Below are 22437 nucleotides of genomic sequence, written 5' to 3'. Positions count from 1 at the left end.
CCTGCGCACCGCGCGGGCCCAGCACCCCAGGGGGAACCGATGACGCCTGTGCACCACATCACCGACGGCCGCGCGGACGCCCCGGTCCTCATCCTCGGTCCCTCCCTCGGCACCGGCGTGCGGCTGTGGGATGCGCAGGTCGCCGCCCTCGCCCGCGGGCGCCGCGTGGTCCGCTACGACCTCCCCGGGCACGGCGGCACCCCGGCCGCGCTGCTGCGGGAACCGACCGTGGCGGGCATCGCCGCGCTCGTGCTCGAACTCGCCGACTCCCTGGGCGTGCGGACCTTCGCCTACGCGGGGGTCTCGCTCGGCGGCGCCGTCGGCACATGGCTCGCCGTCCACCGTCCCGAGCGGGTCGAATCGCTCGCCCTCGTCTGCTCCTCGGCGAGGTTCGGCGAGCCCGAAGCGTGGCGGGAACGCGCCCGGCGGGTGCGCGAGGAAGGCGTGGACGGCCTCGCCGCCACCGCCGCCGGCCGCTGGTTCACCCCGGGGTTCGAGGCCACGGACACCGCCCGCGCCCTGGTCGCGGACCACCGGACCGTGGACCCGAAGGGCTACGCCGACTGCTGCGACGCCCTCGCGGCCTTCGACCTGCGCGGCGAACTCGCGCGTATCCAGGCACCGACCCTTGTCGTCGCAGGACGCCAGGACACCGCCACGCCGCCGGTGCACGCCCGCGAACTGGCCGACGGCATCGATGGATCCAGCCTCGTGGAGATCAACGGCGCCGCCCACCTCGCCCCCGTGCAGCAGCCGCAGCGGGTACTGCACGCGCTGCTCGACCACCTGGGCCAGAACGCCGCCACCCGCGGCGCCGCCGTCCGCCGCGCGGTGCTGGGGGACGCCCACGTGGAGCGCGCCACGGCCGCCACGACGTCCTTCACCGCGCCCTTCCAGGACCTGATCACCCGTTACGCATGGGGCGAGATCTGGACCCGCCCCGGTCTCGACCGGCGGACCCGCAGCTGCATCACCATCACCGCGCTGATCGCCCGCGGCCACGACGAGGAACTGGCGATGCACATCCGGGCCGCGCGCAACAACGGGCTCAGCCGCGAGGAGATCCAGGAAGTCCTGCTCCACTCCGCCGTCTACTGCGGTGTGCCCGCCGCCAACACGGCCTTCGCCATCGCCAACCGCATCCTCGGGGAAGAGGCGTCCGCATGACCGTGCCCCCCGTGCCGCTCCCCGCCCGCACCACCGTCGGCGTCGTGGGTGCCGGCCCCGCAGGACTCCTGCTCGCGCGGCTGCTCCACCGGGCGGGCATCGACTGCGTGGTCCTCGAATCCCGGACCCGGGACTACGTCGAACAGCGCCAGCGGGCAGGCATCCTGGAACAGGCAACCGTCGACGCCCTGCGTTCCAGCGGCGCCGCCGAACGCCTCGACCGCGAGGGCCTGGCCCACGACGGCGTGGAACTGCGCTGGGGCCGGCGCCGCCACCGCGTCGACTTCCCCTCGCTCACCGGCGGACGCAGGGTCTGGGTCTACGCGCAGACCGAGGTCGTCAAGGACCTCATCGGGCTCCAGCTGGGCGACGGAGCACCACTGCTGTTCGACGCCCCGGTCTCCGCCGTGGTCGGTGCCGACACCGCCCGGCCACTCGTCCGCTACACCCATGGCGGGGCGGAGCACACCCTCGCCTGCGACTACGTCGTCGGCTGCGACGGCTTCCACGGCGTCACCCGCAACGCGGCGCCGGAGGGCGCGCTGACCACCTTCGAACGCGCCTACCCGTACTCGTGGCTGGGCGTACTCGCCGACGTGGCGCCCTCCAACGACGAGCTGGTCTACGCGCACTCGCCACGGGGCTTCGCACTGCTCAGCATGCGCTCCCCGACCGTGAGCCGGCTCTACCTGCAAGTGCCCAACGGCACGGACCCCGGCGCCTGGACGGACGAGCGGATCTGGGACGAGCTCGACGCCCGCTTCGCCGTCGACGGGGACTGGAGCCTTGCCAGGGGGCCGATCACGCAGAAGTCCGTCCTCCCGATGCGCAGCGTCGTCACCGAGCCCATGCGCTGGGGCCGGGTGCTGCTCGCGGGGGACGCCGCGCACATCGTTCCGCCCACCGGCGCCAAGGGGCTGAACCTCGCCGCCGCCGACGTCATCGTGCTGGCCCGCGCCTTCGAGCAGTGGGCGAGGACCGGTTCCACCGCGGGCCTGGACGCGTACTCCGACACCTGCCTGCGGCGGGTGTGGCGTGCGGAGCACTTCTCCTGGTTCATGACGACGACTCTGCACACCGCGCCCGGACAGTCGGATTTCGACACCCGGCTGCAGCTCTCCCAGCTGGACCGCGTCGCGGCCTCCGCGCACGCCGCCGCCGAACTGGCGGAGAACTACGTGGGCGGGCCGGTGGGCTGACCGGCGCACCGGTCGCCGCCGGCCGGCCGGTGCACAGCCGGTCCGGGCCGCGGCTCCCGTGTCCTCACAGGTCCAGAGTCAGCCGTCCGCCGGGGACGCGGCAGCGCGAGACGCAGATCATCAGCGTCTCGCCGGCGGCGCGTTCCGCCTCGGTGAGCACACTGTCGCGGTGGTCGGCCTCGCCCGCCAGGAGGTCGGTCTCGCAGGTGCCGCAGGTGCCCTCCGTGCAGGAGTAGAGGACCTCGAGGCCCGACTGCCGGACGGCTTGCAGGATGCTCAGCCCGGGCGGGACCGTCAGCACCCTTCCCGACCTGGCGAGCTCCACCTCGAACGGCGTGTCGCCGGTGGTGTCGGCCGCTGCCGCGGTGAAACGCTCCAAACGCAGCGCGGACGCCGGGACCCGGGACTCGACGGCTTCCAGCAGCGACGCCGGGCCGCACGCGTAGACGAGCTCGCCCGGCCGCAGGTCCGCGAGGTAGCCGTCGAGGTCGAGCGGGCCGGTGACGAAGGTGACGCGCTCCGCGGGATGGCGTGCGGCCAGTTCCGCCACGAAGGCCATGGACTCCCTGGTGCGCCCTCCGTAGAGCAGGGACCAGTCCGAGGAGGAGGCCGCGGCGGCGGTCAGCATCGGGAGGATCGGGGTGATGCCGATGCCGCCGGCGACGAAGCGGTGGGCCGGCGCGGGCTCCAGCGGGAAGTGGTTCCTCGGGCCTCGCGCCCGTACCGGGGTGCCGGGCGCGAGGGAGGTGTGCACGAAGTCCGAGCCGCCGCGCCCGTCCGCCTCCCGTAGGACGGCGATCCGCCACTGCTCACCGCCGGGCGGGCCGCACAGCGAGAACTGGCGCTCCAGCCCCTCGGCCAGCAGCAGGTCCACGTGGGCACCCGGCTGCCAGTCGGGGAGGGGCCCGCCGTCGGAGCGGCGGAGCGTCAGGGACACCACGCCGACCGCCTCCGCACGGCGGTCGGCGACGACGAGGTCAAGCGATTCCTTCACCGGGGCTGTCCTCAGGCGTGGGGTGGTCGGGGTGGGCGAGCAGCCAGTCCCACATCTCGACCGGGTCCTCGCAGTGGTGCCGGGCGTCGCAGTGGCAGATGCCCTGCAGGACGTCGGTGCCGGGCAGCCAGCGGATGCGCAGGACGGAGGCGCCCGGGGACGGGCGTTGCGTACTCATCGCCCGGTCGGCGCTGCCGACTCGGCCAGCCGTGCCAGGATGCGCCGCGCCGCAAGGCCGCCGGTGTCGATGTTGATGCTGAGCTCCTGGTAGCCCTCGGGCTCGCTGTCCAGGCAGCGCTGCAGCAGGTTGAGGGCGTCCACGTCCTGCATCACCACGGTGTGGTTGAAGTCGCGCAGGAAAGTGGTGACCTCGTCGTCCCCGACCGCGAAGTTCCGCGAGACGGCCCAGAAGTCGTAGACCCTGCCCGGCGCCGAGGGCGTGATCGCGTACGTGATCTCGGTGCGGAACCGGGGGCTGTCCTGCCCGGTGGGGCTGATCGTGCTGTGCAGGAGGTAGAGGCACGGCGCGAAGTACTCGATGTCCTGGAGCCGCTGGATGCGGCCCTCGATGCCGGTCGACCGCGCGTAGAAGGGCGGGCACTCGGCGTCGGGCATGTGCCGGGAGACGCGGACGATGCCTGCCTCCTCGTCCACCTCGGTGGTGATCGGGGTCTCGGCGACCTCCGGAGTGCCGATGTAGCCGCCGTGCAGGTAGGTCTCGTGCGAGAGGTCCATGAGGTTGTCGACGAGCAGGCCGTAGTCGCCGTCGACGGGTTCCATGCCGGTGACGGTGACCCAGCCCTCGTCCGCCAGATGCGGGGCGCGCGGGATCGTGGTGGGGTCGGCCGCCTCCGGGTCGCCGATCCAGACCCAGACGAAGGAGTCGACCTCGGCCACGGGGTAGGAGCTGACCCGCGCGGTGCGCGGGACGCGCTTCTGGCCGGGAACGAAGACGCAGGTACCGGTGGTGTCGTAGGTGAAGCCGTGGTAGCCGCAGACCACCTTGTCGCCGTCGAGGCGGCTCCCGGACAGCGGGAACCGGCGGTGCACGCAGCGGTCCGCGAGGGCGACGGCCCTGCCCTCCAGCGTGCGGTACAGCGCGAGCGGTTCGCCCAGGACGGTGCGGGCCAGCAGGTCGCGGCCGACCTCGGAGGCCCAGGCCGCGACGTACCACTGGTTGCGGACGAAGGCCGAGTGCGTGGTCATGGCAGGAGTCCCCTCCTTCTACGGCGGAGCGCCGGTGCTCCGCCGGGGACCAGGGTCCTGACCGCGCCCGACCGCCGGCAACGGGACTTCCGTGTGGCGGAAGCCGGGCTCAGCCCGCCTCCGGCTGCCAGCCCAGCGCCCGGGAGATGCCCCGGCCGGCCACCCGGACGACGGGGACGAGCACGGGGGGCCGGGGGCCCGTGACCGGTACGACGACCGAGACGGCGGCGAGCACCCGGCCCCCGGGACCGCGCACCGGCGCGGCCACGGACAGCGCGTCCTCGGTGATCTGCCGGTCGCTCACCGCGCACCCGGTGTGCCGTACGTCGGCCAGCATCCGGCGCAGGCGTACCGGGTCCGTGACGGTGTGCGGGGTGAACGCCGCCAGTTCGCCCGCGCAGTAGCGGTCCTGCAGCGCGGTGTCCGCGTGCGCGAGGAGCACCAGGCCGACGCCGGTGGCGTGCAGCGGCCAGCGGGCGCCGACCCGGCTGTGGACGCCGACGGCGGAACGGCCCGATATGCGCTCGGTGTAGACGACCTCCAGGCCGTCGCGCACCGCGAGCTGCACGTTCTCATGGGTGCTCTCGTAGAGGTCCTCCAGGAAGGGCATCGCCGCCTGCCGCAGGCCCACCCCCCGGGGGGCCAGGGCGGCGACCTCCCACAGCCGCAGGCCCACCTGGTAGCGGCCGTCCTCCGCGCGTTCGAGCGCGCCCCAGCCGGTGAGCACGCCGACCAGCCGGTGCGCGGTGGGCAGCGGAAGGCGGGCGCGCCGGGCGATCTCGGTCAGCGTCAGGGTGGGGTGCGCCTGCCCGAAGGCGCCGAGCACGTCGAGCAGGCGGTCTGCTGCCGACCGGGGGGAGGGGGAGCCGGGCACGGTGCGGACGGCCCGTCACCCGCCGGCGGCTGCGGACTCCACCGGTTCGGCGATCCGCAGCAGCAGGGCGTGCAGGGTCCGGCGCTCCTCCGCGTCCAGGGGCGCCAGCAGGTCGTCGGTGACCCGGGCGCCGTCCTGCTCGCTCTCCGGAAGCAGCTGCTGCCCGGCCGGCGTCAGCACGACGATCCGGTTGCGCCTGTCGGTCGGGTCCGGACGGCGCTCGACCAGGTGGAGCCGCTGCAGGTCGTCGACGAGGCTGACGATGGCACTCGGGTCGTAGCCGAGCTGGTCGCTCAACTCCCGCTGCCTGGCGTTCTCAACGGCGGAGAGGTAGCGCAGCACGGCGTAGTGCCGCAGCCGCAGCCCGTGCTGTTCCAGGCGGGCGTTGAACAGGCTGCCGGACCGCAGGCCCAGTCGGTACAGCAGGTATCCGGTGTCGGCGTGCAGGCCGCGCATCCAGGGTGCGTCACTCATACGCGCATCATTCCCCAAAACGACGGTCAGGAACAATCATTGACAGTAACAATGATTGCTCCTAGTTTCTGTCTGCATGAGCGCTGAACCCACCTCCCACCCCTTCCCCGATCTCACCGGCAAGGTCGCCGTCGTCACCGGCAGCGGACGGGGACTCGGCCTCGCCTACGCCACCGCACTCGCCGCGGCGGGCGCCGCCGTCGTCGTCAACGACCTCGACCCCGAGGCCGCCGAGCAGGCCGCCGGGACCATCACCGCAGCGGGCGGCCGAGCCGCCGCCGAGGCCGTCGCCGTCGGCGGCAGCGAAGCCGCCGATCGCCTGGTCGCCCGTGCCGTCAGTGAGTTCGGCCGCCTCGACGTGATGGTCACCAATGCCGGCATCCTGCGCGACCGGGTGCTGTGGAAGATGACCGACGACGACTTCGACGCGGTCATCGGCACCCATCTGCGCGGCACGTTCACCTGTGCCCGCGCGGCGGCCGTACGGATGCGCGAGCAGGGCGACGGCGGCACCCTCGTCATGGTCGGCTCCCCGGCGGGACAGCGCGGGAACTTCGGCCAGACCAACTACGCCGCCGCCAAGGCGGGAATCGCCGCGATGGTCCGCACCTGGTCCATGGAGCTGGCCCGCTCCGCCATCACCGTCAACGCGATCGTGCCGGTGGCCGCCACCGCCATGACCGAGACCATCCCCGCCTTCGCCCCCTACGTCGAACGTCTGCGGCAGGGACAGCCGCTGCCCGACTTCCTGCGCAAGGGAGAGGGCTTCGGCACCCCCGAGGACTGCGCCGCGCTGCTGCCCTTCCTCGCCTCCGACGCCGCGCGCGACATCACCGGCCAGTGCATCGGCATCGGCGGCGATCGGCTCACGCTCTGGTCCCACCCGCAGGAGGTCGCCGTCGCCTACGCGGAGGGCGGCTGGACCCCGCAGACACTGGCCGCCGGGTGGCACGGCTCCGTCGGCCGCGAGCCGCAGACGGTGGGCATCCCCGCGCCGCGCGTCCCGGAGGGGGAGCAGGCGTGAAAGGCGGCCGGCCCATGGACCCGGAAACACTCACGGCGATCGACGTCCACACCCATGCCGAGGTCTCCTCGCGGGGGAACGCGTCCCTGTCCGACGAACTCGGCGCCGCCTCCGAGGCCTACTTCAAGGTCGAGGGAAGCCGCAAGCCGACCCTCCCCGAGATGGCCGCCTACTACCGCGAACGGAACATGGCCGCCGTCGTCTTCACCGTCGACGCCGAGCACGCCACGGGCACCCCGCCCGTCCCCAACGAGGAGGTGGCCGAAGCAGCCGCCGCCAACCCCGACGTCCTCATACCCTTCGCCTCCGTCGACCCCTTCCGCGGCAGGGCGGGCATCCGCCGAGCACGGCTGCTGGTCGAGGAGTACGGGGTGCGCGGGTTCAAGTTCCACCCCAGCATCCAGGGCTTCTACCCCAACGACCGCATGGCGTACGGACTCTACGAGGTCATCGAGGAGACCGGCACCGTCGCCCTCTTCCACACCGGCCAGACCGGCATCGGCGCGGGCGTCCCCGGTGGTGGCGGCATCCGGCTGAAGTACTCCAACCCGATGCACGTGGACGACGTGGCCGCCGACTTCCCGCACCTGAAGATCATCCTCGCGCACCCCTCCTTCCCCTGGCAGGACGAGGCGCTCGCGGTCGCCACCCACAAACCCGGCGTGCACATCGACCTCTCCGGCTGGTCGCCCAAGTACTTCCCGCCGCAGCTCGTCCACTACGCCAACTCGCTGCTGCAGGACAAGGTCCTCTTCGGGTCGGACTACCCGGTGCTGACCCCGGACCGCTGGCTCGCCGACTTCGACAAGCTGCCCATCAAGGACAGCGTGAAGCCCAAGATCCTCAAGACCAACGCCGCCCGGCTGCTGGGACTCACCTCCTGAAGGAGCCTCACATGCGCAACGAGGGCATCGGGTCCTGGCCCGCCCGCAGGGCACGCAAGACCCCGCACCGTGCCGCACTCGTGCACGGCGAGCGCATCCTGAGCTACGCCGACCTGCACGAACGCACCACCCGCCTGGCACACGCGCTGCGCACCGCGGGCGTCCGCCGCGGCGACCGCGTCGCATACCTGGGCCCCAACCACCCCGCCTACCTGGAGACGCTGTTCGCCACCGGCATCCTCGGCGCGGTCTTCGTCCCCCTCAACATCCGCCTGGCCGCCGCCGAGATCGCCTACCAGCTCCAGGACAGCGGCGCGCGCGTCCTCCTCCACGGCCCCTCGTGCGCCGGGCTCGTCCCCGCGGACTTCCCGACACCCGTCGAGGTCGGCCCGGCCTACGAGGAACTGCTCGCGGCCGCCACCTCCGAGCCGATCGACGAGACCGTCACCCCCGACGAGCTCTGCCTGATCATGTACACCTCGGGCACCACAGGCCGCCCCAAGGGCGCCATGCTGGCGCACGGCAACCTCGTCTGGAACGCCGTCAACGTCCTGATCGACCACGACCTCACCGCTGACGAGCGGGCCCTGGTCTCCGCGCCGCTCTTCCACACGGCCGGGCTCAACATGCTCACCCTGCCGGTCCTGCTCAAGGGGGGCTGCTGCGTCCTCGTCGAGTGCTTCGACCCGGCGGCCACCCTGGTACTGATCGAGAAGCACCGGATCAGCTTCATGTTCGGCGTCCCGACCATGTTCGAGCGCGTCGCGCGGCAACCCGGCTGGGCGCGGGCGGACCTCTCCTCGCTCCGCCTGCTCACCTGCGGCGGCGCACCGGTCCCGACGTCGCTGATCCACACGTACCAGCAGCGGGGCCTCACCTTCCTCCAGGGGTACGGCATGACCGAGGCGGCCCCCGGCACGCTCTTCCTCGACGCCGAGCACGCCGTCAGCAAGGCAGGCTCGGCCGGTGTCCCGCACTTCTTCAGCGACGTCCGCGTCCTCGGACCCGAGGGAGTGCCGGTGCCGGTCGGTGAGGTGGGGGAGGTCGCCGTCCGCGGTCCGCACGTCGGGCCCGGCTACTGGGGCCTGCCGGAGGAGACCGCGGCCGCCTTCCGGGACGGCTGGTTCCGCAGCGGCGACGCGGCCCGGGTGGACGCGGACGGCTACGTCACGATCGCCGACCGGATCAAGGACATGTACATCTCGGGCGGTGAGAACGTCTACCCGGCGGAAGTCGAGGACGTCCTGTGCACCCTGCCCGGCGTGGCCGAGTGCGCCGTCATCGGTGTCCCCGACCGGCGCTGGGGGGAGGTCGGCAGGGCCTTCGTCGTCCCGGCCGCGGACATGGCCGTCGTCCCCGGCGAGCTGCTGGCCGCGCTGAGCGGCAGGCTCGCCAAGTACAAGATCCCCGCGTCGGTGGTGCTGGTCGACAGCCTCCCCCGTACCGCGTCAGGAAAGATCCTCAAGCGCCGGCTCCGCGAGGAGCAGCAGCCGCACGGTGCCTGACCCACTCCGAAAGGCAAGGACCGCCCTCATGACCATGCCCTCCACCGTCACCGTCCGGGGACTCGACGAGCTCAAGGCGCTCGCCGGCACGGATCTGGGAACGAGCGACTGGATCGAGATCACCCAGGAGCGCATCAACGGCTTCGCCGACGCGACCGGTGACCACCAGTGGATCCACACGGACCCCGAGCGTGCCGCGACCGGCCCCTTCGGCGCTCCGATCGCCCACGGGTACCTGACGCTGTCCCTTTTCATCCCGCTGTTCACCGGTCTGCTGGAGGTCGAGGGCGTCAGCACCAAGGTCAACTACGGTCTCAACAAGGTCCGTTTCCCCGCCCCGGTCCGCGTCGGCTCCCGTATCCGCCTGGCCGCACGCCTGTCGGAGGTCGTGGAGGTTCCCCGGGGGCTGCAGATCACCGTGGACGGCACCGTCGAGATCGAGGGGGGCGCCAAGCCCGCGGCGGTGCTGCAGAGCCTGTCCCGGTTCTACGGCTGACCCCGGACGGGCTGCGGCCGCCGACCGTCGCGGGGTACGGAGCGCCGGACCTCCACGGGACTGACGGGCCGGCACGGCTTGCCCCGGAGTGGGCGCACCCCGAAGCGGGCGCACCCCTGAGGGGGTGCGCCCGCTCATCGGACGGGGGTCAGCGCTGGAGGGTGAGGAGGCCGGGGCGCCAGGGGAGCTGGTCGTAGGCGCCGCCTGCGTTGGGGTTCTTGCCCTGGTAGAGGAGCTGGAGGTTGCAGGGGTCGATGGTCATGGTCTGGTCGGGGTTGTTGCGGACGATGTCGCCGTGGCTGATGTCGTTGGTCCAGGTGGCGCCGCTGTTGGCCTTGCCGGCGAAGGGGTTGCTCTCGCTGGCGGCCTGCGGGGTCCACGAGCCGCTGAGGCTGGTGGCGGTGAACGAGCGGAAGTAGCGCCCGTTCGCGCCCATCGCCTCGACGATCATGAGGTACTGGTTCTGGCCCTGGACCTTGTAGACCTGCGGCGCCTCGAACAGGTTGGCCTGCGAGTCGCTCATGACGGTGGTGTAGGACGAGCCGAAGCTACCGGGGAAGTTCCCGATCGGCATGCTCGCCCGGTAGATGCTGCCGTTGTCACCGGCGAAGAACAGGTACATGTTCTGGCCGTCACCGATCAGGGTCTGGTCGATCGGGCCGGTGCCGGAGTTGGGAATGCTCCCGGTGAACAGCGCCTGCGGGGAGGACCAGCCGTTGGGGTTGGTCGGGTCGCTGGAGGTGCGGTAGATGAACGGCCAGGCGCCCCACTGGTAGGTCAGCACCCAGATGTTCTTCGGCGCGAAGTAGAACAGCGTGGGCGCGACCGCGGCCTGGCTCATCCCGGTCTGCCCGGCGGAGGCCATGTCGGACCAGTTCGTGAACGGGGCGAACGCCATCGACCCGTACGACGAACCGTTCACGTTCGACGCGTAGACCAGGTGCTTGCCGTTGTAGACCACGTTCGTGAAGTCCTTGAGCGACACCCACCCGTTCGCCGGCTGCGCCAGCGCGCCCGACGACGACCAGTGGTACGACGACGGCAGCGTGCACGTACCGCCCGACGTCGGCGGGGTCGTCGGCGGCGTCGTCGTGGTCCCTCCGGACAGGCCGGACCACTTCTGGTTGCTGGCGCCGTTGCACGTCCAGATCTCCACCGCCGTGGTGTTGGCCGTGGCCGCGCCGGTGACGTCCAGGCACAGCCCGGACTCGACGCCGACGATCGTGCCGTCGGAGTTCACCCGCCACTGCTGGTTCGCTCCGCCGCTGCAGCTCCAGATCTGCACCCGGGTGCCGGCCGTGGTGGCGTGGCCCGGGACGTCCAGACACTTGTTGCCGTAGACCGTCAGCTGGTTGCTGGACGTCAGCGTCCACTGCTGGTTCGTACCGCCGGAGCAGTCGTAGATCTGCAGGTACGTTCCGTCGGTCTGGCTGGCGTTCGGCACGTCCAGGCAGCGGCCGGAACCGGTACCGCGCAGGGCGCCGGTGGTGGCTGCCTGAGCCGGGCTGGCGACGAGCATCGCCGCCACCACGCCCACCGTGGCGAGCATCGAGGCGAGCGCCACAAGCAGACGCCTGTGGCGGATCCTTCCTCTGTGCATGGGGACCTCCTGATCCTTGAGTGATCGATTGCGGTCGGCCCCGTCGCGGGCCGCCCGGACTGTCGGTGCGGGGCGTTCGGTGGCAGACCGCGGGGCACGGAGGCCGATGCGGAGGGAGGTGTCACCGTTGACGCCCACGAATGGGTGAAGCAGAGGTGTTAGCGCTAACACGAAAGCGCGGACGCCGATGGGCAAGGGGATGCCGGCGTCGCGGCCCGCGGGCGTGGGCCGCGCGCTGTGCGGCGCTGCGGATCGGGGGCGCGACAGTTCTCGGGCGTCATGTCGACCTCATTTCTTGGCGCTCCGGCCGGGAGTGCGGAACAGGGCACGCCGGCCTGGACGCGTGGGGGGACCAACAACGAGGTTCTGGCCGCCACGGCGTGAGGTGCTGTGCCGTCAGGACGTGGCGAACAGGCGAAACGGTGGCAAGTGTGGACCCGCTGAGCGCGAACGGTCAACGCCTGCGCGGCGATAATTTCGGCACCCTCCATGATCGGCGGTGGCGGCACTCGCTGCCCGGGTCGGCTTACGCCCAGTTCGGAAGGCTGCCCGGTGCGAGGGCTCCACGGGCCGTCAGGCTGCCCCGGAGCGACGGCTTCTGCGAGGTCCGCGCGGGCGCGGCGGCCGGCGCGGGACGGGCCGAACCCGGGATGCGAAACATTCGGGGTGGAGGTGGAACTCCCGGTCGGCGGGCGGCCCGTGGGACGGCTCCACCGTTCTGCCGCCGGCTTCCTGGCAGCGGGCTGTGTGATCTATTGACGTGTCCTGGCGGCCGTCCTAAGGTGCCGCGAAAAGTCGTACGACAGTGGGAATCCCGCTCGTGCCGCACAGGTGACGGCACGGCGGTGGCTGCATTGGTTCGAAGTGTGGGAGGGGAGCAAAGTGTTAGCGCTCACTACCGGGTGCGGTCGCCCCGCTCGCGCGGATGACCGCCGGGGGTGGTGGCAGTGGGGGTTGGCACCGGCATGGCAACGAGCTATGTTAGCGCTCACTCGTTGGACCGATTCCCAGCACGCCGCACGCGGCGACGTTTTGCCACATCCGGTGTCTCCTCAGCCTGCTGGGGGACTACCGGAGGCCCTTTCGGGCACCGAAAGCCACTGCCAGGTGAGCGCACACACTCGTGGTGACACACGGGTGGTGCGGCACCGGGCCGCACTCTCCCCTCCCGGTGAGAGCCAGCCGTACGTGGGTCCCCCCGACCGCCCGACGGCACTCCGAGCACCCACCTCCCGTCGGTTCCCCCTCCCATCCGTATGGAGTACCCATGTGGGCCACCTGTGGCACCACCGCCCTCGCCGGCGGCAGCCGCGACACCCTTCCCTGGAACGTCGGCCTGCTCATCTGATCCCCCACCACCTGCTGACACACCCCGCTCGGGCAACGGCGGTGCCGCTGCCCGGACCGCACGGGGCGCGTCCGCACCCTGCAGCAACACCCGCCTGCCGAAATTCCTCGAAGGAGCAGACATGATCGACAGACGCAGCTTTCTCACCGCGGGCGCGGCCGTCTCGGCCGCCGGCGTTCTCGCGGCCTGCGCGAAGAAGAACCCCACCAAGTCCACCGGGTCGAAGGGCGGCGGGACGGAGCAGATCACCCTCGGCTTCTCCCAGGTGGGATCGGAGAGCGGCTGGCGCGCGGCCAACACCCAGTCGGTGAAGGACGCCGCGAAGGCCGCCGGCATCAACCTCAAGTTCTCCGATGCCCAGCAGAAGCAGGAGAACCAGATCTCGGCGATCCGCAGCTACATCGCGCAGAAGGTCGACGTCATCTCGTTCTCGCCGGTCGTCGTGACCGGCTGGGACACGGTGCTGAAGGAGGCGAAGGCGGCCGGCATCCCGGTGATCCTCACCGACCGCTCCGTCGAGACCTCGGACCCCTCGCTCTACGTCACCCTGGTGGGCTCCGACTTCGAGAGCGAGGGAGAGCGCGCGGCCCATCTGCTGGAGAAGGTGCTGGCCGGCCAGAAGGGCACCGTGAAGATCGCACAGCTGGAGGGGACGACCGGCGCGGCCCCCGCAATCGAGCGTTCCAGCGGCTTCGCCAAGATCATGAAGGCGAGCCACCCCGAGTGGAAGATCATCGCGAGCCAGTCCGGGGATTTCACCCGCGCCGGCGGCAAGCAGGTCATGGCGGCCTTCCTCCAGGCGCACTCGGACATCCAGGTGCTGTTCTCCCACAACGACGACATGGCCATCGGCGCGATCCAGGCGATCCAGGCGGCGGGCAAGGCGCCCGGCAAGGACATCAAGATCATCTCGTGTGACGGCGTCCACGACGGCTTCGTCGCCATGAGCAAGGGGCAGATCAATGCGATCGTCGAGTGCAACCCCCTGCTCGGCCCGCAGCTGATGGACACCGTCAAGACCGTCCATGCGGGCAAGGGGTCGACGCTTCCCCGCTGGATCAAGACCAAGGAGAGCGACTACACGGCGGACCAGGCCGCGGCGGCGCTGCCGAGCCGCAAGTACTGAGACCCGCCCGCGAGAGCCCCCGGGGTACGGGGGGCTCCCGTCCACGTCGCGACGATTGCACCTAGGAGCGCTGCCATGGCAGAGCCTCGGCCCGTCCTGGAGATGACGGGCATAGTCAAAGAGTTCTCCGGCACACGGGCTCTGTCGGACGTCGACTTCCGGCTGTTCCCTGGCGAGATCCACGCTCTCCTGGGCGAGAACGGGGCCGGGAAGTCCACGCTCATCAAGGTCTTGACAGGAGTTCACCCCCTCGACGGCGGAAGGGTCGACCTGGACGGGCGGCCGGTCCGCATCACCAGTCCGCTGCAGGCCCAGCAGGCCGGGATCAGCACGGTCTACCAGGAGGTCAACCTCTGCCAGAACCTCTCGGTGGCAGAGAACATCATGATCGGCCGCGAACCGGTCGGCGGCGGCCGGATCCGGTGGAAGGAGCTGCGCAGGCAGGCCGCGGAGCTGGTGACCCGGTTCGGCCTCGACCTCGACGTGTCGGCCCCGCTGGGCTCGCACCCGCTGGCCGTACAGCAGCTGGTCGCCATCATCCGCGCCGTCGGTTCCGGCAACCCCGCCGCCGGGGCGGCCGGAACGGGCACCCGCGTGCTGATCCTGGACGAGCCGACGTCGAGCCTCGACCGTGACGAGGTCGAGGAGCTGTTCGCCCTCATGCGGCGGCTGAGGGCGGACGGCGTGGCCATCCTGTTCGTTTCCCACTTCCTCGACCAGATCTACGAGGTCTGCGACCGGATGACCGTACTGCGCAACGGAACCCTGGTCGGCGAGCACATGGTCGCCGACCTCGACCGGGTGAACCTGGTCAAGCTGATGATCGGCAAGGACCTGGACGAGCTGGAGGAACTCGGCGAGCACCACGCGCAGCCGGAGACGGGCGAGCCGTGGCTCAAGGCGGAGGGCCTCTCCCGGGCCGGCGGTGTCGCCCCCTTCGATCTGGAGGTCCGCACCGGGGAGGTCCTGGGGCTCGCCGGGCTTCTCGGATCGGGCCGTACGGAACTGGCCCGTCTGCTCTTCGGGGCGGACAGCTCCGACAGCGGCAAGGTGTACATCGACGGAGCGCAGGCCGCGTTGCGGGAGCCGAACGACGCGATCAGCAGGGGAGTCGCCTTCCTCTCGGAGAACCGCAGGGCGGAGGGCCTGGTCCCGGACCTGACGGTGCGGGAGAACATCGTCCTCGCCCTCCAGGCCGCGCGCGGGTGGACCCGCCCCGTACCGGCGTCGCAGCGGGACGAGCTGGTCGCCAAGTACATCGCGGCCTTGGACATCCGTCCGGCCGACCCCGAGGCGAAGGCCGGTTCGCTGAGCGGCGGCAACCAGCAGAAGGTCCTCCTCGCCCGATGGCTGCTCACCCAGCCGAAGCTGCTCATCCTCGACGAGCCCACCCGGGGCATCGACGTGGGTGCCAAGGCGGAGATCCAGAAGCTTGTCGTGTCACTGTCCGAAGAGGGCATGGCCGTCGTCTACATATCGGCCGAACTGGAGGAGGTGCTCCGGCTCAGCCACACCATGGGCGTGCTCCGCGACCGCCGCCTCGTGGCGCGGTTGGCCAACGGGCCCGACGTGACGGCCGGGCGGGTCCTGGAGATCATTGCGAGCGGAGAGCATCAGTGAGCCTCACATCCCTGTGGCGCGCGGCGAGTCAGCACCGGCTGTTCTGGCCGGTGGCTGCTCTGATCGTGCTGCTTTTGGTCAACGTCCCCTTCACCCCGGGGTTCTTCGAGATCCATCTGAAGAACGGGCACCTGTACGGGAGTCTGGTCTCCATCGTGCTGTTCGGGTCCCCACTCATCCTCGTGGCGATCGGTATGACCCTGGTGATCGCCACCGGAGGCATCGACCTCTCGGTCGGCGCGGTGGTGGCGATCTCCGGTGCGCTGGCCTGCCTCGTCGTCAGCAAGCAGGCGGACCAGGGCAGCGTGGTCGGGGTGCTGCTGGCCTTCGCGCTGGCACTTGCCGTGTCCCTGGTGTGCGGGGCCTGGAACGGCCTGCTGGTCGCCCGGCTCGGCATCCAGCCGATCATCGCCACACTGATCCTGATGGTCGCGGGCCGCGGGATCGCCCAGCTGATCACCAGCGGTCAGATCATCACCGTCAACAGTGACGCGTACTCCCTCATCGGCGGGGGCTACTGGCTGGCCCTGCCGTTCTCCCTCTTCGTGGTCGCCGTGGTGGTCGTGCTGAGCATGGCGCTCACCCGCCGTACCGCCCTGGGACTGCTGGTCGAGGCCGTCGGCGGCAACGCCGAGGCGAGCCGCCTGGTGGGCATCCGGTCACGGCGCATCAAGATCATGGCCTACATGTTCTGCGGCCTCTGCGCGGGTATCGCCGGCCTGATGATCAGTTCCAACGTGTCGGCGGCGGACGGCAACAACGCGGGCCTGTGGATCGAGCTCGACGCCATCCTCGCCGTGGTGATCGGCGGCACCTCGCTCACCGGCGGCAGATTCCATCTCGGCGGCACGATCATCGGAGCCCTCATCATCCAGACCCTCACCACCACCATCTACACGATCGGTGTGCCGACCCAGACCAACCTGGTCTTCAAGGCAGTCGTCGTCATCGTCGTCTGCCTGATGCAGTCGCCCGTCTTCCGGGCCAAGGTGTTCGGCGCCCGCACCGGGCGTCGGATCCCCGACCTGAAGACCCCGGGCGTGGCCGCTGACACGGCCCCGCGGACGGAGGTGTCGCCGTGAGCGTGATCGACGGTTTCCGGACACGTGTGGAGGGCCGCCGGCTGCTGCAGGACCGCCGGCTGCCCGTCCTGGTGACAGCCGGCCTGTTCGTGGTCATGTTCGGCTTCGGCGCCTTCCGGTACCAGGCCTACGGATTCCTGCACGCCCAGGTCTTCATGAACCTCTTCATCGACAACGGCTACCTGCTCGTCGCCGCCGTCGGTGCGACCTTCGTGATCCTCACCGGTGGGATCGACCTCTCGGTGGGCTCGGTCATCGGGTTCACGACGATGCTGACCGCGTGGCTGGTGGAGAAGCAGGGCCTGCCCCTCCTCCTCGTCGCGCCCATCGTCCTGGTAGTCGGTGCCTTCGGCGGCTACCTGATGGGCTACGTGATCCACCACTTCGAGATCGAGCCCTTCATCGTGACCCTGGCGGGGCTGTTCTTCTTCCGGGGGCTGTGCCTGGTCATCAGCAAGGAGTCGATATCCATCAGCGACCCCACGGTGGACAGGCTCGCCCAGACGCATGTCCCGCTGCCCGGAGGGTCGTTCCTCTCGATCGCCGCCGTCGTCTCGCTGGTGGTCCTCGCCGTCGCGTTCTACGTGCTGCACTGCACACGGTTCGGCAGGCGGGTGTACGCCATCGGCGGGAACGAGCAGTCGGCGCTGCTGATGGGCCTGCCGGTGGCGGGTACGAAGATAGCCGTCTACACCGTCAGCGGTTTCTGCTCCGCGCTGTCGGGGCTGCTGTTCACCCTGTACATCCAGTCGGGTGACCCGCTGCACGCGGTCGGTCTGGAGCTGGACGCGATCGCGGCGGTCGTGGTCGGAGGCACGCTGCTCACGGGCGGATCGGGCTATGTGGTCGGGACGTTGTTCGGGGTGCTGGTGCTGGGCCTGATCAAGACGCTCATCCAGTTCGAGGGCACCCTCAGTTCCTGGTGGACGAAGATCGCCACGGGGGTGCTGCTCTTCGCGTTCATCCTGATCCAGCGCACCATGACGGCACGGAGCCGGACGTAGGGGCCGGCCGCCGCGGGCGGCCGATCCGTACGTCACCTGCACCGGGCCGGTGGACCGTCCGCCCCGCGGGCCCGGCGCCGGGGGGCGAGCACAGCATCGCCCCCCGGCGCCGGTGTCCACGCGCGGCGGACCCTACGCGGCGGCCTCCGCGGTCGAGGCGGACGGCGCGGGGTTCCCGGCGGCCGAGTAGTACACCGACCGGCCCTGCTTGGAGCGCTGGGCCTGGCCTTTGGCGACCAGGGCCTCAAGGGTGTTGCGCACCACGGTCGTCTGGATCGTCCGGCCGGGGTGCGCCTGGGAGAGTGCCGTGGCGACCTCGGCGGCCGAGCGGGGCTCGCTGCGTCCGGTGAGATCGGCGACGACCAGTTCCACCAGCGTGGGTGCGGGCGCGGAGTTCGTTCCCGTGCTGTCCCCGGCCGCGGTCCTCGTCCTGCGGGTGGCTCGCCCGGAAGCACGGGGGGCCTTCTCGGGCTTGCGCGGCCCGGGCACCACTGCCTGCGGCGCCTCGGGTGCGCCGGCGGTGACCGGGACTTCGTCCTGCTCGGGGGCGGTGGACGATGCGATCAGGGCCTGCTGCACTCCGACGAGGAGCGCGTGGTCCTGCTCGAGGCTCGTCAACTTCTCCTGCAGCGCCGCCAGCTCGCCGGCGATGCGTTCCTTCTCCTCGGCGGTGCGTTCCAGGTCGGCCTGGATCTGGGCAAGGTACTGGGACTTCAGGGTGGCATTGTCCGCCATGGCAGATCAGCTCGCTTTCCTGTGCACGTGCGGGCGGCGCCGGTCGACATCCGGCGCCGCCGTTCCGTGCTGGTGCGCACACTGGGTGCGTCGCACGTGAGGGCACTTGGTACGTCGCCCCCTAGGGTAGACGGACATGCCGCCCGGTCACTCCCTCGGGATTGCCGCCGCGTGCCCGCCTCGTGCTCGAAAACAGGAAAGCCGTGCGGCCCGGGCTTCCGCCCGGGCCGCACGGCGAGCTGGCCTGCTGCCGTGGTGCGGTAGCCGTCAGCCGACGGCGATGGCGAAGATGTGCAGCGCCACCTGGTTGGTGGCGGCGCCCGGGCCGATGTCGGGCAGGGTCAGATAAGCGATGGTCTTGCCGGGCTGGAGCGGAGCGGTCGCGGCGTACACGCTCACCTTCTGCTGGACCTTGCCGCCGCCGTTGTTGAAGTAGTCGGTCGTGGCGAGGACGTCGTTGCCCGTGGAGGGGCTGTTGGCCCACCAGTCGGGAAAGGACAGGGTGAAGTTCTGGGTGGTCCCGTCGGTGTACGTGACCGTTCCGGTGCCCGAGGCGTTGCCGTAGTCGGCGGTGCCGAGGAATCCGATCGTGCTGCCCCGTCCGGTGAACGGGACGGTCTGCCCGCCGGCCACGATGTTGTCGGGCTTGCCCGAGCCCGTCGTGGGCCAGGCGAAGGTGAGACCGTCGTGGGTGACCGCGCCGCCGGAGGTGATCCCCTGGGCGGCGAGGGCCTGCTGGGACAGGCTCTGCCCGCCGCCGTCGAGGTTGCCGCTGCCGGGGTCGGCATCGTCGCTGATGCCCACGTTGGTGACGACGTCGTCGACCGAGGAGTAGGGGACGAGCACCTGCCCCACCGCGTCGTCGCCCGCCTTCGCACCCCGGTAGGTGGCGGAGGCGGCCAGGGCGTAGCTGCCCGGCCCGGTGTCCGCCGGGGGAGTGACGGACCAGGTGGTGGTGACGGACCCGCCCGCCGGAACCTCGGAGAAGGTGGCCGGGGACGTGGGCGTGACGGTCCAGCCGTCGGGTGCGGCCAGTGTCACCGAGGCGCTGGGCAGCGCGGTGGGGCCGGTGTTGGTGTAGGTGGTGGTGGCGCTGACCGGCGTTCCCGGGGTGACGATGCGCGCCGAGGAGAGGGCGAGGGTGTGGTGAACGCGGATCACGGCGGTTCCGGTCACCCCGTGCACGGTCGCGCTGATGGTCGCCACACCGTTGCCGACCGTCGTGACCACACCTCGAGGGCTCACGCGGGCGACGGACGGGTCGCTGCTGGTGTACCGGACCGCGGTCCTGGACAGGTCCACGAATGATCCGTCGTCGTTGACGGCTTGCACGACGTGGTCGGCGGTGACGCTCATGTTGCGTCCGGGCTGGGCGGTGGGATCGGTGTCGTCCTTGATCCACCGGTTGCGGCCCGTGAGGTCGATGGTGTCGCCGGCGCCGTAGACCACGGACTCCGGCTGCACGGTCACGTAGGCGACGTGCGGGGTGAGGCTGCCGTGCACGGTCACCTGGACCGATCCCGCGCTGGTGGCGGAGTCGGGTCCGACCTCGAAGCGGTAACGGCCGTCGTAGACGACCTGCTGGGCCTTCTGGCCGTCGTGGAAGGCGAGGTCGGGGACGCGGACGCGCAGGGTGACGTGCTGCGTGGCGCCGGGCCGCAGGACCTTGGTCTTCTGGAAGCCGACAAGCCGCTTGTCCGGCAGCTCCCTGCCCTTGACGGCGAAGTCGCCCGCCGCGTAGAGCTGCGCCACCGTGCTTCCGGCCACCGAGCCGGTGTTGGTGACGTCGAAGCCGATCGAAACGGTGCCGTCGGCGTCGACCGAGTGGCGGTCGGCGGCGACGTGGGAGTAGGCGAAGGCGCTGTAGCTCAGACCGTAGCCGAAGGGGTAGGTCGGGGTGCCGGTGAAGTACTGGTAGGTGCGGCCCAGGCCGCCGGTGCCGCTGGGGGCGAGGTCGTAGTCGGAGATGTCCGGCAGCTGCGAGTCGTCCTTGTACCAGGTGAAGTTGAGGTGCCCGTCGGGGTTCTGCCTGCCGAACAGGACGTCGGCCAGGGCGTCCCCCTGGCTCTCGCCGTTGTAGCCGGCGAAGACGATCGCTGCGACCTCGGACCGGTAGGCCTCGATGGCCACCGGGCCGTCGGACTGGATGTCCACCACGGTCCTGGGGTTCCCGAGGGCCGCGACCTGGTCGATGAGGCTGCCGTAGTTGCCGGGCAGGGCCAGGCCGCTGCGGTCCTTGCCCTCGCCCGCGGTGGCCTCGTCGGTGCCGACGGCGACGACCACGAGGTCCGCGTTCTGGATGTCGGCCCTGGTCCGGTCGCTGAGCACGGCGTCACCGGTCGCGGTGGTGGACGTGCCGGCTGCGTCGTAGACGACCTGCGCGTCCGGGTTGGCGGCCGTGACCTGGGCGGTGATGCCCTGTACGGCGTCCACCTTCTTGGTGGGGTCGCCCGAGTAGCCGCCGAGGGTGACCTTGCCGGCCTGGTCGCCGACGATCACGACCTTGTCCAGCGTGGCCGGGTCCTGCGGCAGCAGGGGCCCCCGGGCGCCGTCGGGCGCGTCGTTCTGCAGCAGGACGAGTGAGTTGTCGGCGACGGTCCGGGCGAGTTCCTGGTGCGCGGGCGACTCGATCGCTGCCTTGGTGATCTTCGTGTACGGCTGCTTGTCCACCGGGTCGAACTCTCCGGTCCGCATCCGGACGGTGAACAGGTGCAGCAGCGCGTTGTCGATGACTCCCTCGCTCAGGATTCCCGCTTTGAGCGCCTGTCCGAGGTTGAGGGACGTCGCCTCCGTGCCGGTGCAGTTGACGTCGGTTCCCGCCCGCAGCGCGTAGGCCTGGCCACCGGCGGCACCGGAGACCTGCTGCCCGGTGGCGGTCTCGGTCCAGGTGGCACTCGCCCCCTTGCGGTCCGTGGTCCAGCCCGGCGGAGCCCAGTCGTGGCCGGCGGGGAAGCTCTGGTAGGTGGTGCCCACCGCGCCGCAGTCGGAGGTGATGTACCCGCCGAAACCGAAGGTGCGCTGCGCGATCTGGTTGGTGGTGTAGGTGTTGGCGACCGACGGGGTGCCGTTGATCGCGTTGTAGGACGTCATCAGTCCGGCCACGTGCGCGTTCTCGATGAGGCTCTTGAACTGCGCGGTGTAGTAGTCGTACAGGTCGTCGTCCGAGACGTTCGAGCTGATGCCGGTGCGGTCCTGCTCCACGTCGTTGAGGGCGTAGTGCTTCGCCGTGGCCGCGACCTTGAGGTATTTGCTCTGCGCGGTGCCGTCCGGGTTCTGGCCCTGGTAGCCGTTGACGAAAGCGCCGGCCATCTGGCCCGCGAGGTACGGGTCCTCACCGAACGCCTCGTCGGTGCGGCCCCACCGCGGGTCGCGGTCGAGGTTCACCGTCGGCGCCCAGTAGGTGAGCATGCCGTAGTCGTCCCGGGACGGCCCGAGGTTGTTCTGCCCGGTGCCCCACAGCGACTTGTCGAGCAGGCCGCGGGCCTCGTCCGAGACGGCGGTGGTCTCCCGGTAGACCAGGTCCTTGTCCCAGCTCATGGACGCGGCGAAGTTCGTGGGGAAGCTGGTGGCGTGGACGCCGCCGGTCACCGACCCGGAGTTGGTGTTCGCGAACAGCGTGTTGATGCCGTGCTGGCCCTCACTCCAGTACGTGTACTGCTGCACGCCGAGGCGCGGAATGGCCGGTGCGCTGTTGGTGCGCAGCTGCTGGACCTTCTCGTCGAGCGACATACGCGAGACCAGGTCGGCGGCCCGTTCCTGGAAGGAGTAACCGGTGTCCAGGTAGATCGGCACCGGGGCGTGCGCTGTGGCGGGGGGTCCGGCGTGCGCGGGGCCGGCGGCGCTGAGCAGGCCGAGAGTGCACAGGGCCGCCGTCACCGCGTGCGTCGCTCTTTTTTGCAGTAAGCGCATGGCGTCTCCGTAAGTCGTTGGGCGGCTTCCAGGCCGGTGGCCCGCCGGAGGGAGCCGGCGGGCCACCGGTGTGGGTGGTGCGGTTCTCGCGGTGCGGCTGGTGTCAGCCGAGGGTCCATTGCTGGTTGCTGCCGCCGTTGCAGGTCCACAGTTCGGCGAGTGCGCCGTTGGCGGTGGAGGCTCCGGTGAC

General features: G+C 70.9%; 19 protein-coding genes. 10 read left to right on the top strand and 9 right to left on the bottom strand.

From position 1 onward, the window contains the following. Positions 1-39 precede the first annotated feature (39 nt). Together pcaD and IH54_RS0117805 are read left to right on the top strand one after the other, a co-directional pair. Positions 40-1167 (top strand): 3-oxoadipate enol-lactonase, encoded by a 1128-nt coding sequence (pcaD, locus tag IH54_RS0117810; RefSeq protein WP_031517874.1) that lies wholly within the window; start codon positions 40-42, stop codon positions 1165-1167. Beyond that, positions 1164-2366 carry a 4-hydroxybenzoate 3-monooxygenase gene (locus tag IH54_RS0117805; protein WP_031517872.1) on the top strand — a complete coding sequence of 401 codons (1203 nt, stop codon included), beginning with the start codon at positions 1164-1166 and terminating at the stop codon, positions 2364-2366. The genes pcaD and IH54_RS0117805 overlap by 4 nt, the downstream gene beginning before the upstream one ends. A 64-nt stretch (positions 2367-2430) precedes the next feature. On the opposite strand, the gene IH54_RS0117800 is transcribed toward IH54_RS0117805, so the two are convergent. The 5 genes from IH54_RS0117800 to IH54_RS0117780 form a co-directional block, all read right to left on the bottom strand. Continuing rightward, positions 2431-3360: a PDR/VanB family oxidoreductase gene (locus IH54_RS0117800; RefSeq protein WP_078862306.1), complete on the bottom strand. Its 930-nt coding sequence runs from the start codon at positions 3358-3360 to the stop codon at positions 2431-2433. After that, positions 3344-3538 carry a hypothetical protein gene (locus IH54_RS0117795; RefSeq protein ID WP_031517868.1) on the bottom strand — a complete coding sequence of 65 codons (195 nt, stop codon included), beginning with the start codon at positions 3536-3538 and terminating at the stop codon, positions 3344-3346. Before IH54_RS0117795 ends, IH54_RS0117800 begins: the two co-directional genes overlap by 17 nt. Next, a complete protein-coding gene (locus IH54_RS0117790) occupies positions 3535-4566 on the bottom strand; it encodes an aromatic ring-hydroxylating dioxygenase subunit alpha (protein WP_031517866.1) in 1032 nt (343 codons plus the stop codon). Before IH54_RS0117790 ends, IH54_RS0117795 begins: the two co-directional genes overlap by 4 nt. A gap of 109 nt (positions 4567-4675) precedes the next feature. Next, positions 4676-5440, bottom strand: coding sequence for an IclR family transcriptional regulator (locus tag IH54_RS0117785; RefSeq protein WP_031517863.1), 765 nt, complete (start codon positions 5438-5440; stop codon positions 4676-4678). 15 nt (positions 5441-5455) lie between these two features. After that, a complete protein-coding gene (locus IH54_RS0117780; RefSeq protein ID WP_107060187.1) occupies positions 5456-5914 on the bottom strand; it encodes a MarR family winged helix-turn-helix transcriptional regulator in 459 nt (152 codons plus the stop codon). A gap of 76 nt (positions 5915-5990) precedes the next feature. Between IH54_RS0117780 and IH54_RS0117775 the strand changes: the two genes are divergently transcribed. Genes IH54_RS0117775 through IH54_RS0117760 form a run of 4 tightly spaced genes read left to right on the top strand, consistent with a single transcriptional unit; the run spans position 5991 to position 9823 of the window. Further along, positions 5991-6938 carry an SDR family NAD(P)-dependent oxidoreductase gene (locus tag IH54_RS0117775; RefSeq protein WP_031517858.1) on the top strand — a complete coding sequence of 316 codons (948 nt, stop codon included), beginning with the start codon at positions 5991-5993 and terminating at the stop codon, positions 6936-6938. 14 nt (positions 6939-6952) lie between these two features. Beyond that, the gene (locus tag IH54_RS0117770; protein ID WP_031517856.1) at positions 6953-7822 is read left to right on the top strand and encodes an amidohydrolase family protein; all 870 of its coding nucleotides are present in this window, start codon (positions 6953-6955) and stop codon (positions 7820-7822) included. A gap of 11 nt (positions 7823-7833) precedes the next feature. After that, positions 7834-9327, top strand: coding sequence for an acyl-CoA synthetase (locus IH54_RS0117765; RefSeq protein ID WP_031517854.1), 1494 nt, complete (start codon positions 7834-7836; stop codon positions 9325-9327). Between the two features lie 34 nt (positions 9328-9361). Beyond that, positions 9362-9823 (top strand): MaoC family dehydratase, encoded by a 462-nt coding sequence (locus IH54_RS0117760; protein WP_031517852.1) that lies wholly within the window; start codon positions 9362-9364, stop codon positions 9821-9823. Between the two features lie 148 nt (positions 9824-9971). On the opposite strand, the gene IH54_RS0117755 is transcribed toward IH54_RS0117760, so the two are convergent. Then, entirely contained in the window at positions 9972-11372 is a 1401-nt protein-coding gene (locus tag IH54_RS0117755; protein ID WP_420711776.1) for a non-reducing end alpha-L-arabinofuranosidase family hydrolase, read from the bottom strand. Between the two features lie 1520 nt (positions 11373-12892). Here IH54_RS0117755 and IH54_RS0117745 point away from each other — a divergent pair. From IH54_RS0117745 to yjfF, 4 genes are all read left to right on the top strand, one after another. After that, entirely contained in the window at positions 12893-13897 is a 1005-nt protein-coding gene (locus tag IH54_RS0117745; protein ID WP_031517848.1) for an ABC transporter substrate-binding protein, read from the top strand. Positions 13898-13972: 75 nt separating this feature from the next. Further along, the gene (locus IH54_RS0117740; protein ID WP_031517846.1) at positions 13973-15517 is read left to right on the top strand and encodes a sugar ABC transporter ATP-binding protein; all 1545 of its coding nucleotides are present in this window, start codon (positions 13973-13975) and stop codon (positions 15515-15517) included. Further along, positions 15514-16599, top strand: coding sequence for an ABC transporter permease (locus tag IH54_RS0117735; protein WP_031517844.1), 1086 nt, complete (start codon positions 15514-15516; stop codon positions 16597-16599). The genes IH54_RS0117740 and IH54_RS0117735 overlap by 4 nt, the downstream gene beginning before the upstream one ends. Further along, complete coding sequence (yjfF, locus tag IH54_RS0117730) at positions 16596-17603, top strand: galactofuranose ABC transporter, permease protein YjfF (RefSeq protein WP_052397573.1); 1008 nt, start codon at positions 16596-16598, stop codon at positions 17601-17603. The genes IH54_RS0117735 and yjfF overlap by 4 nt, the downstream gene beginning before the upstream one ends. Positions 17604-17735: 132 nt before the next feature. On the opposite strand, the gene IH54_RS0117725 is transcribed toward yjfF, so the two are convergent. The 3 genes from IH54_RS0117725 to IH54_RS44565 form a co-directional block, all read right to left on the bottom strand. After that, positions 17736-18338, bottom strand: coding sequence for a hypothetical protein (locus IH54_RS0117725; protein WP_031517839.1), 603 nt, complete (start codon positions 18336-18338; stop codon positions 17736-17738). A 267-nt stretch (positions 18339-18605) separates the two neighbouring features. Further along, a complete protein-coding gene (locus IH54_RS0117720; protein WP_031517837.1) occupies positions 18606-22247 on the bottom strand; it encodes a glycoside hydrolase family 3 C-terminal domain-containing protein in 3642 nt (1213 codons plus the stop codon). Positions 22248-22350: 103 nt separating this feature from the next. Beyond that, positions 22351-22437 (bottom strand): RICIN domain-containing protein (locus tag IH54_RS44565; RefSeq protein ID WP_159011917.1); only part of this gene is annotated, 87 nt, incomplete at its 5' end.

Origin of the sequence: Streptomyces sp. NRRL F-5123 (assembly GCF_000721495.1) — a bacterium.
In the GTDB taxonomy this organism is placed as follows: Bacteria; Actinomycetota; Actinomycetes; order Streptomycetales; family Streptomycetaceae; genus Actinacidiphila.
Note: the sequence above shows the minus strand (reverse complement) of the source record. Positions and strands in the feature narration are given on the sequence as shown.

What these genes read in the sequence shown, in the direction of transcription:
- IH54_RS0117790 (WP_031517866.1), bottom strand. Translation starts at nt 4,566, where the DNA reads ATGACCACGCACTCGGCCTTCGTCCGCAACCAGTGGTACGTCGCGGCC.
- IH54_RS0117760 (WP_031517852.1), top strand. Translation starts at nt 9,362, where the DNA reads ATGCCCTCCACCGTCACCGTCCGGGGACTCGACGAGCTCAAGGCGCTC.
- pcaD (WP_031517874.1), top strand. Translation starts at nt 40, where the DNA reads ATGACGCCTGTGCACCACATCACCGACGGCCGCGCGGACGCCCCGGTC.
- IH54_RS0117770 (WP_031517856.1), top strand. Translation starts at nt 6,953, where the DNA reads ATGGACCCGGAAACACTCACGGCGATCGACGTCCACACCCATGCCGAG.
- IH54_RS0117780 (WP_107060187.1), bottom strand. Translation starts at nt 5,914, where the DNA reads ATGAGTGACGCACCCTGGATGCGCGGCCTGCACGCCGACACCGGATAC.
- IH54_RS0117725 (WP_031517839.1), bottom strand. Translation starts at nt 18,338, where the DNA reads ATGGCGGACAATGCCACCCTGAAGTCCCAGTACCTTGCCCAGATCCAG.
- IH54_RS0117765 (WP_031517854.1), top strand. Translation starts at nt 7,834, where the DNA reads ATGCGCAACGAGGGCATCGGGTCCTGGCCCGCCCGCAGGGCACGCAAG.
- IH54_RS0117720 (WP_031517837.1), bottom strand. Translation starts at nt 22,247, where the DNA reads ATGCGCTTACTGCAAAAAAGAGCGACGCACGCGGTGACGGCGGCCCTG.
- IH54_RS0117755 (WP_420711776.1), bottom strand. Translation starts at nt 11,372, where the DNA reads ATGCTCGCCACGGTGGGCGTGGTGGCGGCGATGCTCGTCGCCAGCCCG.
- IH54_RS0117775 (WP_031517858.1), top strand. Translation starts at nt 5,991, where the DNA reads ATGAGCGCTGAACCCACCTCCCACCCCTTCCCCGATCTCACCGGCAAG.
- IH54_RS0117745 (WP_031517848.1), top strand. Translation starts at nt 12,893, where the DNA reads ATGATCGACAGACGCAGCTTTCTCACCGCGGGCGCGGCCGTCTCGGCC.
- IH54_RS0117805 (WP_031517872.1), top strand. Translation starts at nt 1,164, where the DNA reads ATGACCGTGCCCCCCGTGCCGCTCCCCGCCCGCACCACCGTCGGCGTC.
- IH54_RS0117740 (WP_031517846.1), top strand. Translation starts at nt 13,973, where the DNA reads ATGGCAGAGCCTCGGCCCGTCCTGGAGATGACGGGCATAGTCAAAGAG.
- IH54_RS0117795 (WP_031517868.1), bottom strand. Translation starts at nt 3,538, where the DNA reads ATGAGTACGCAACGCCCGTCCCCGGGCGCCTCCGTCCTGCGCATCCGC.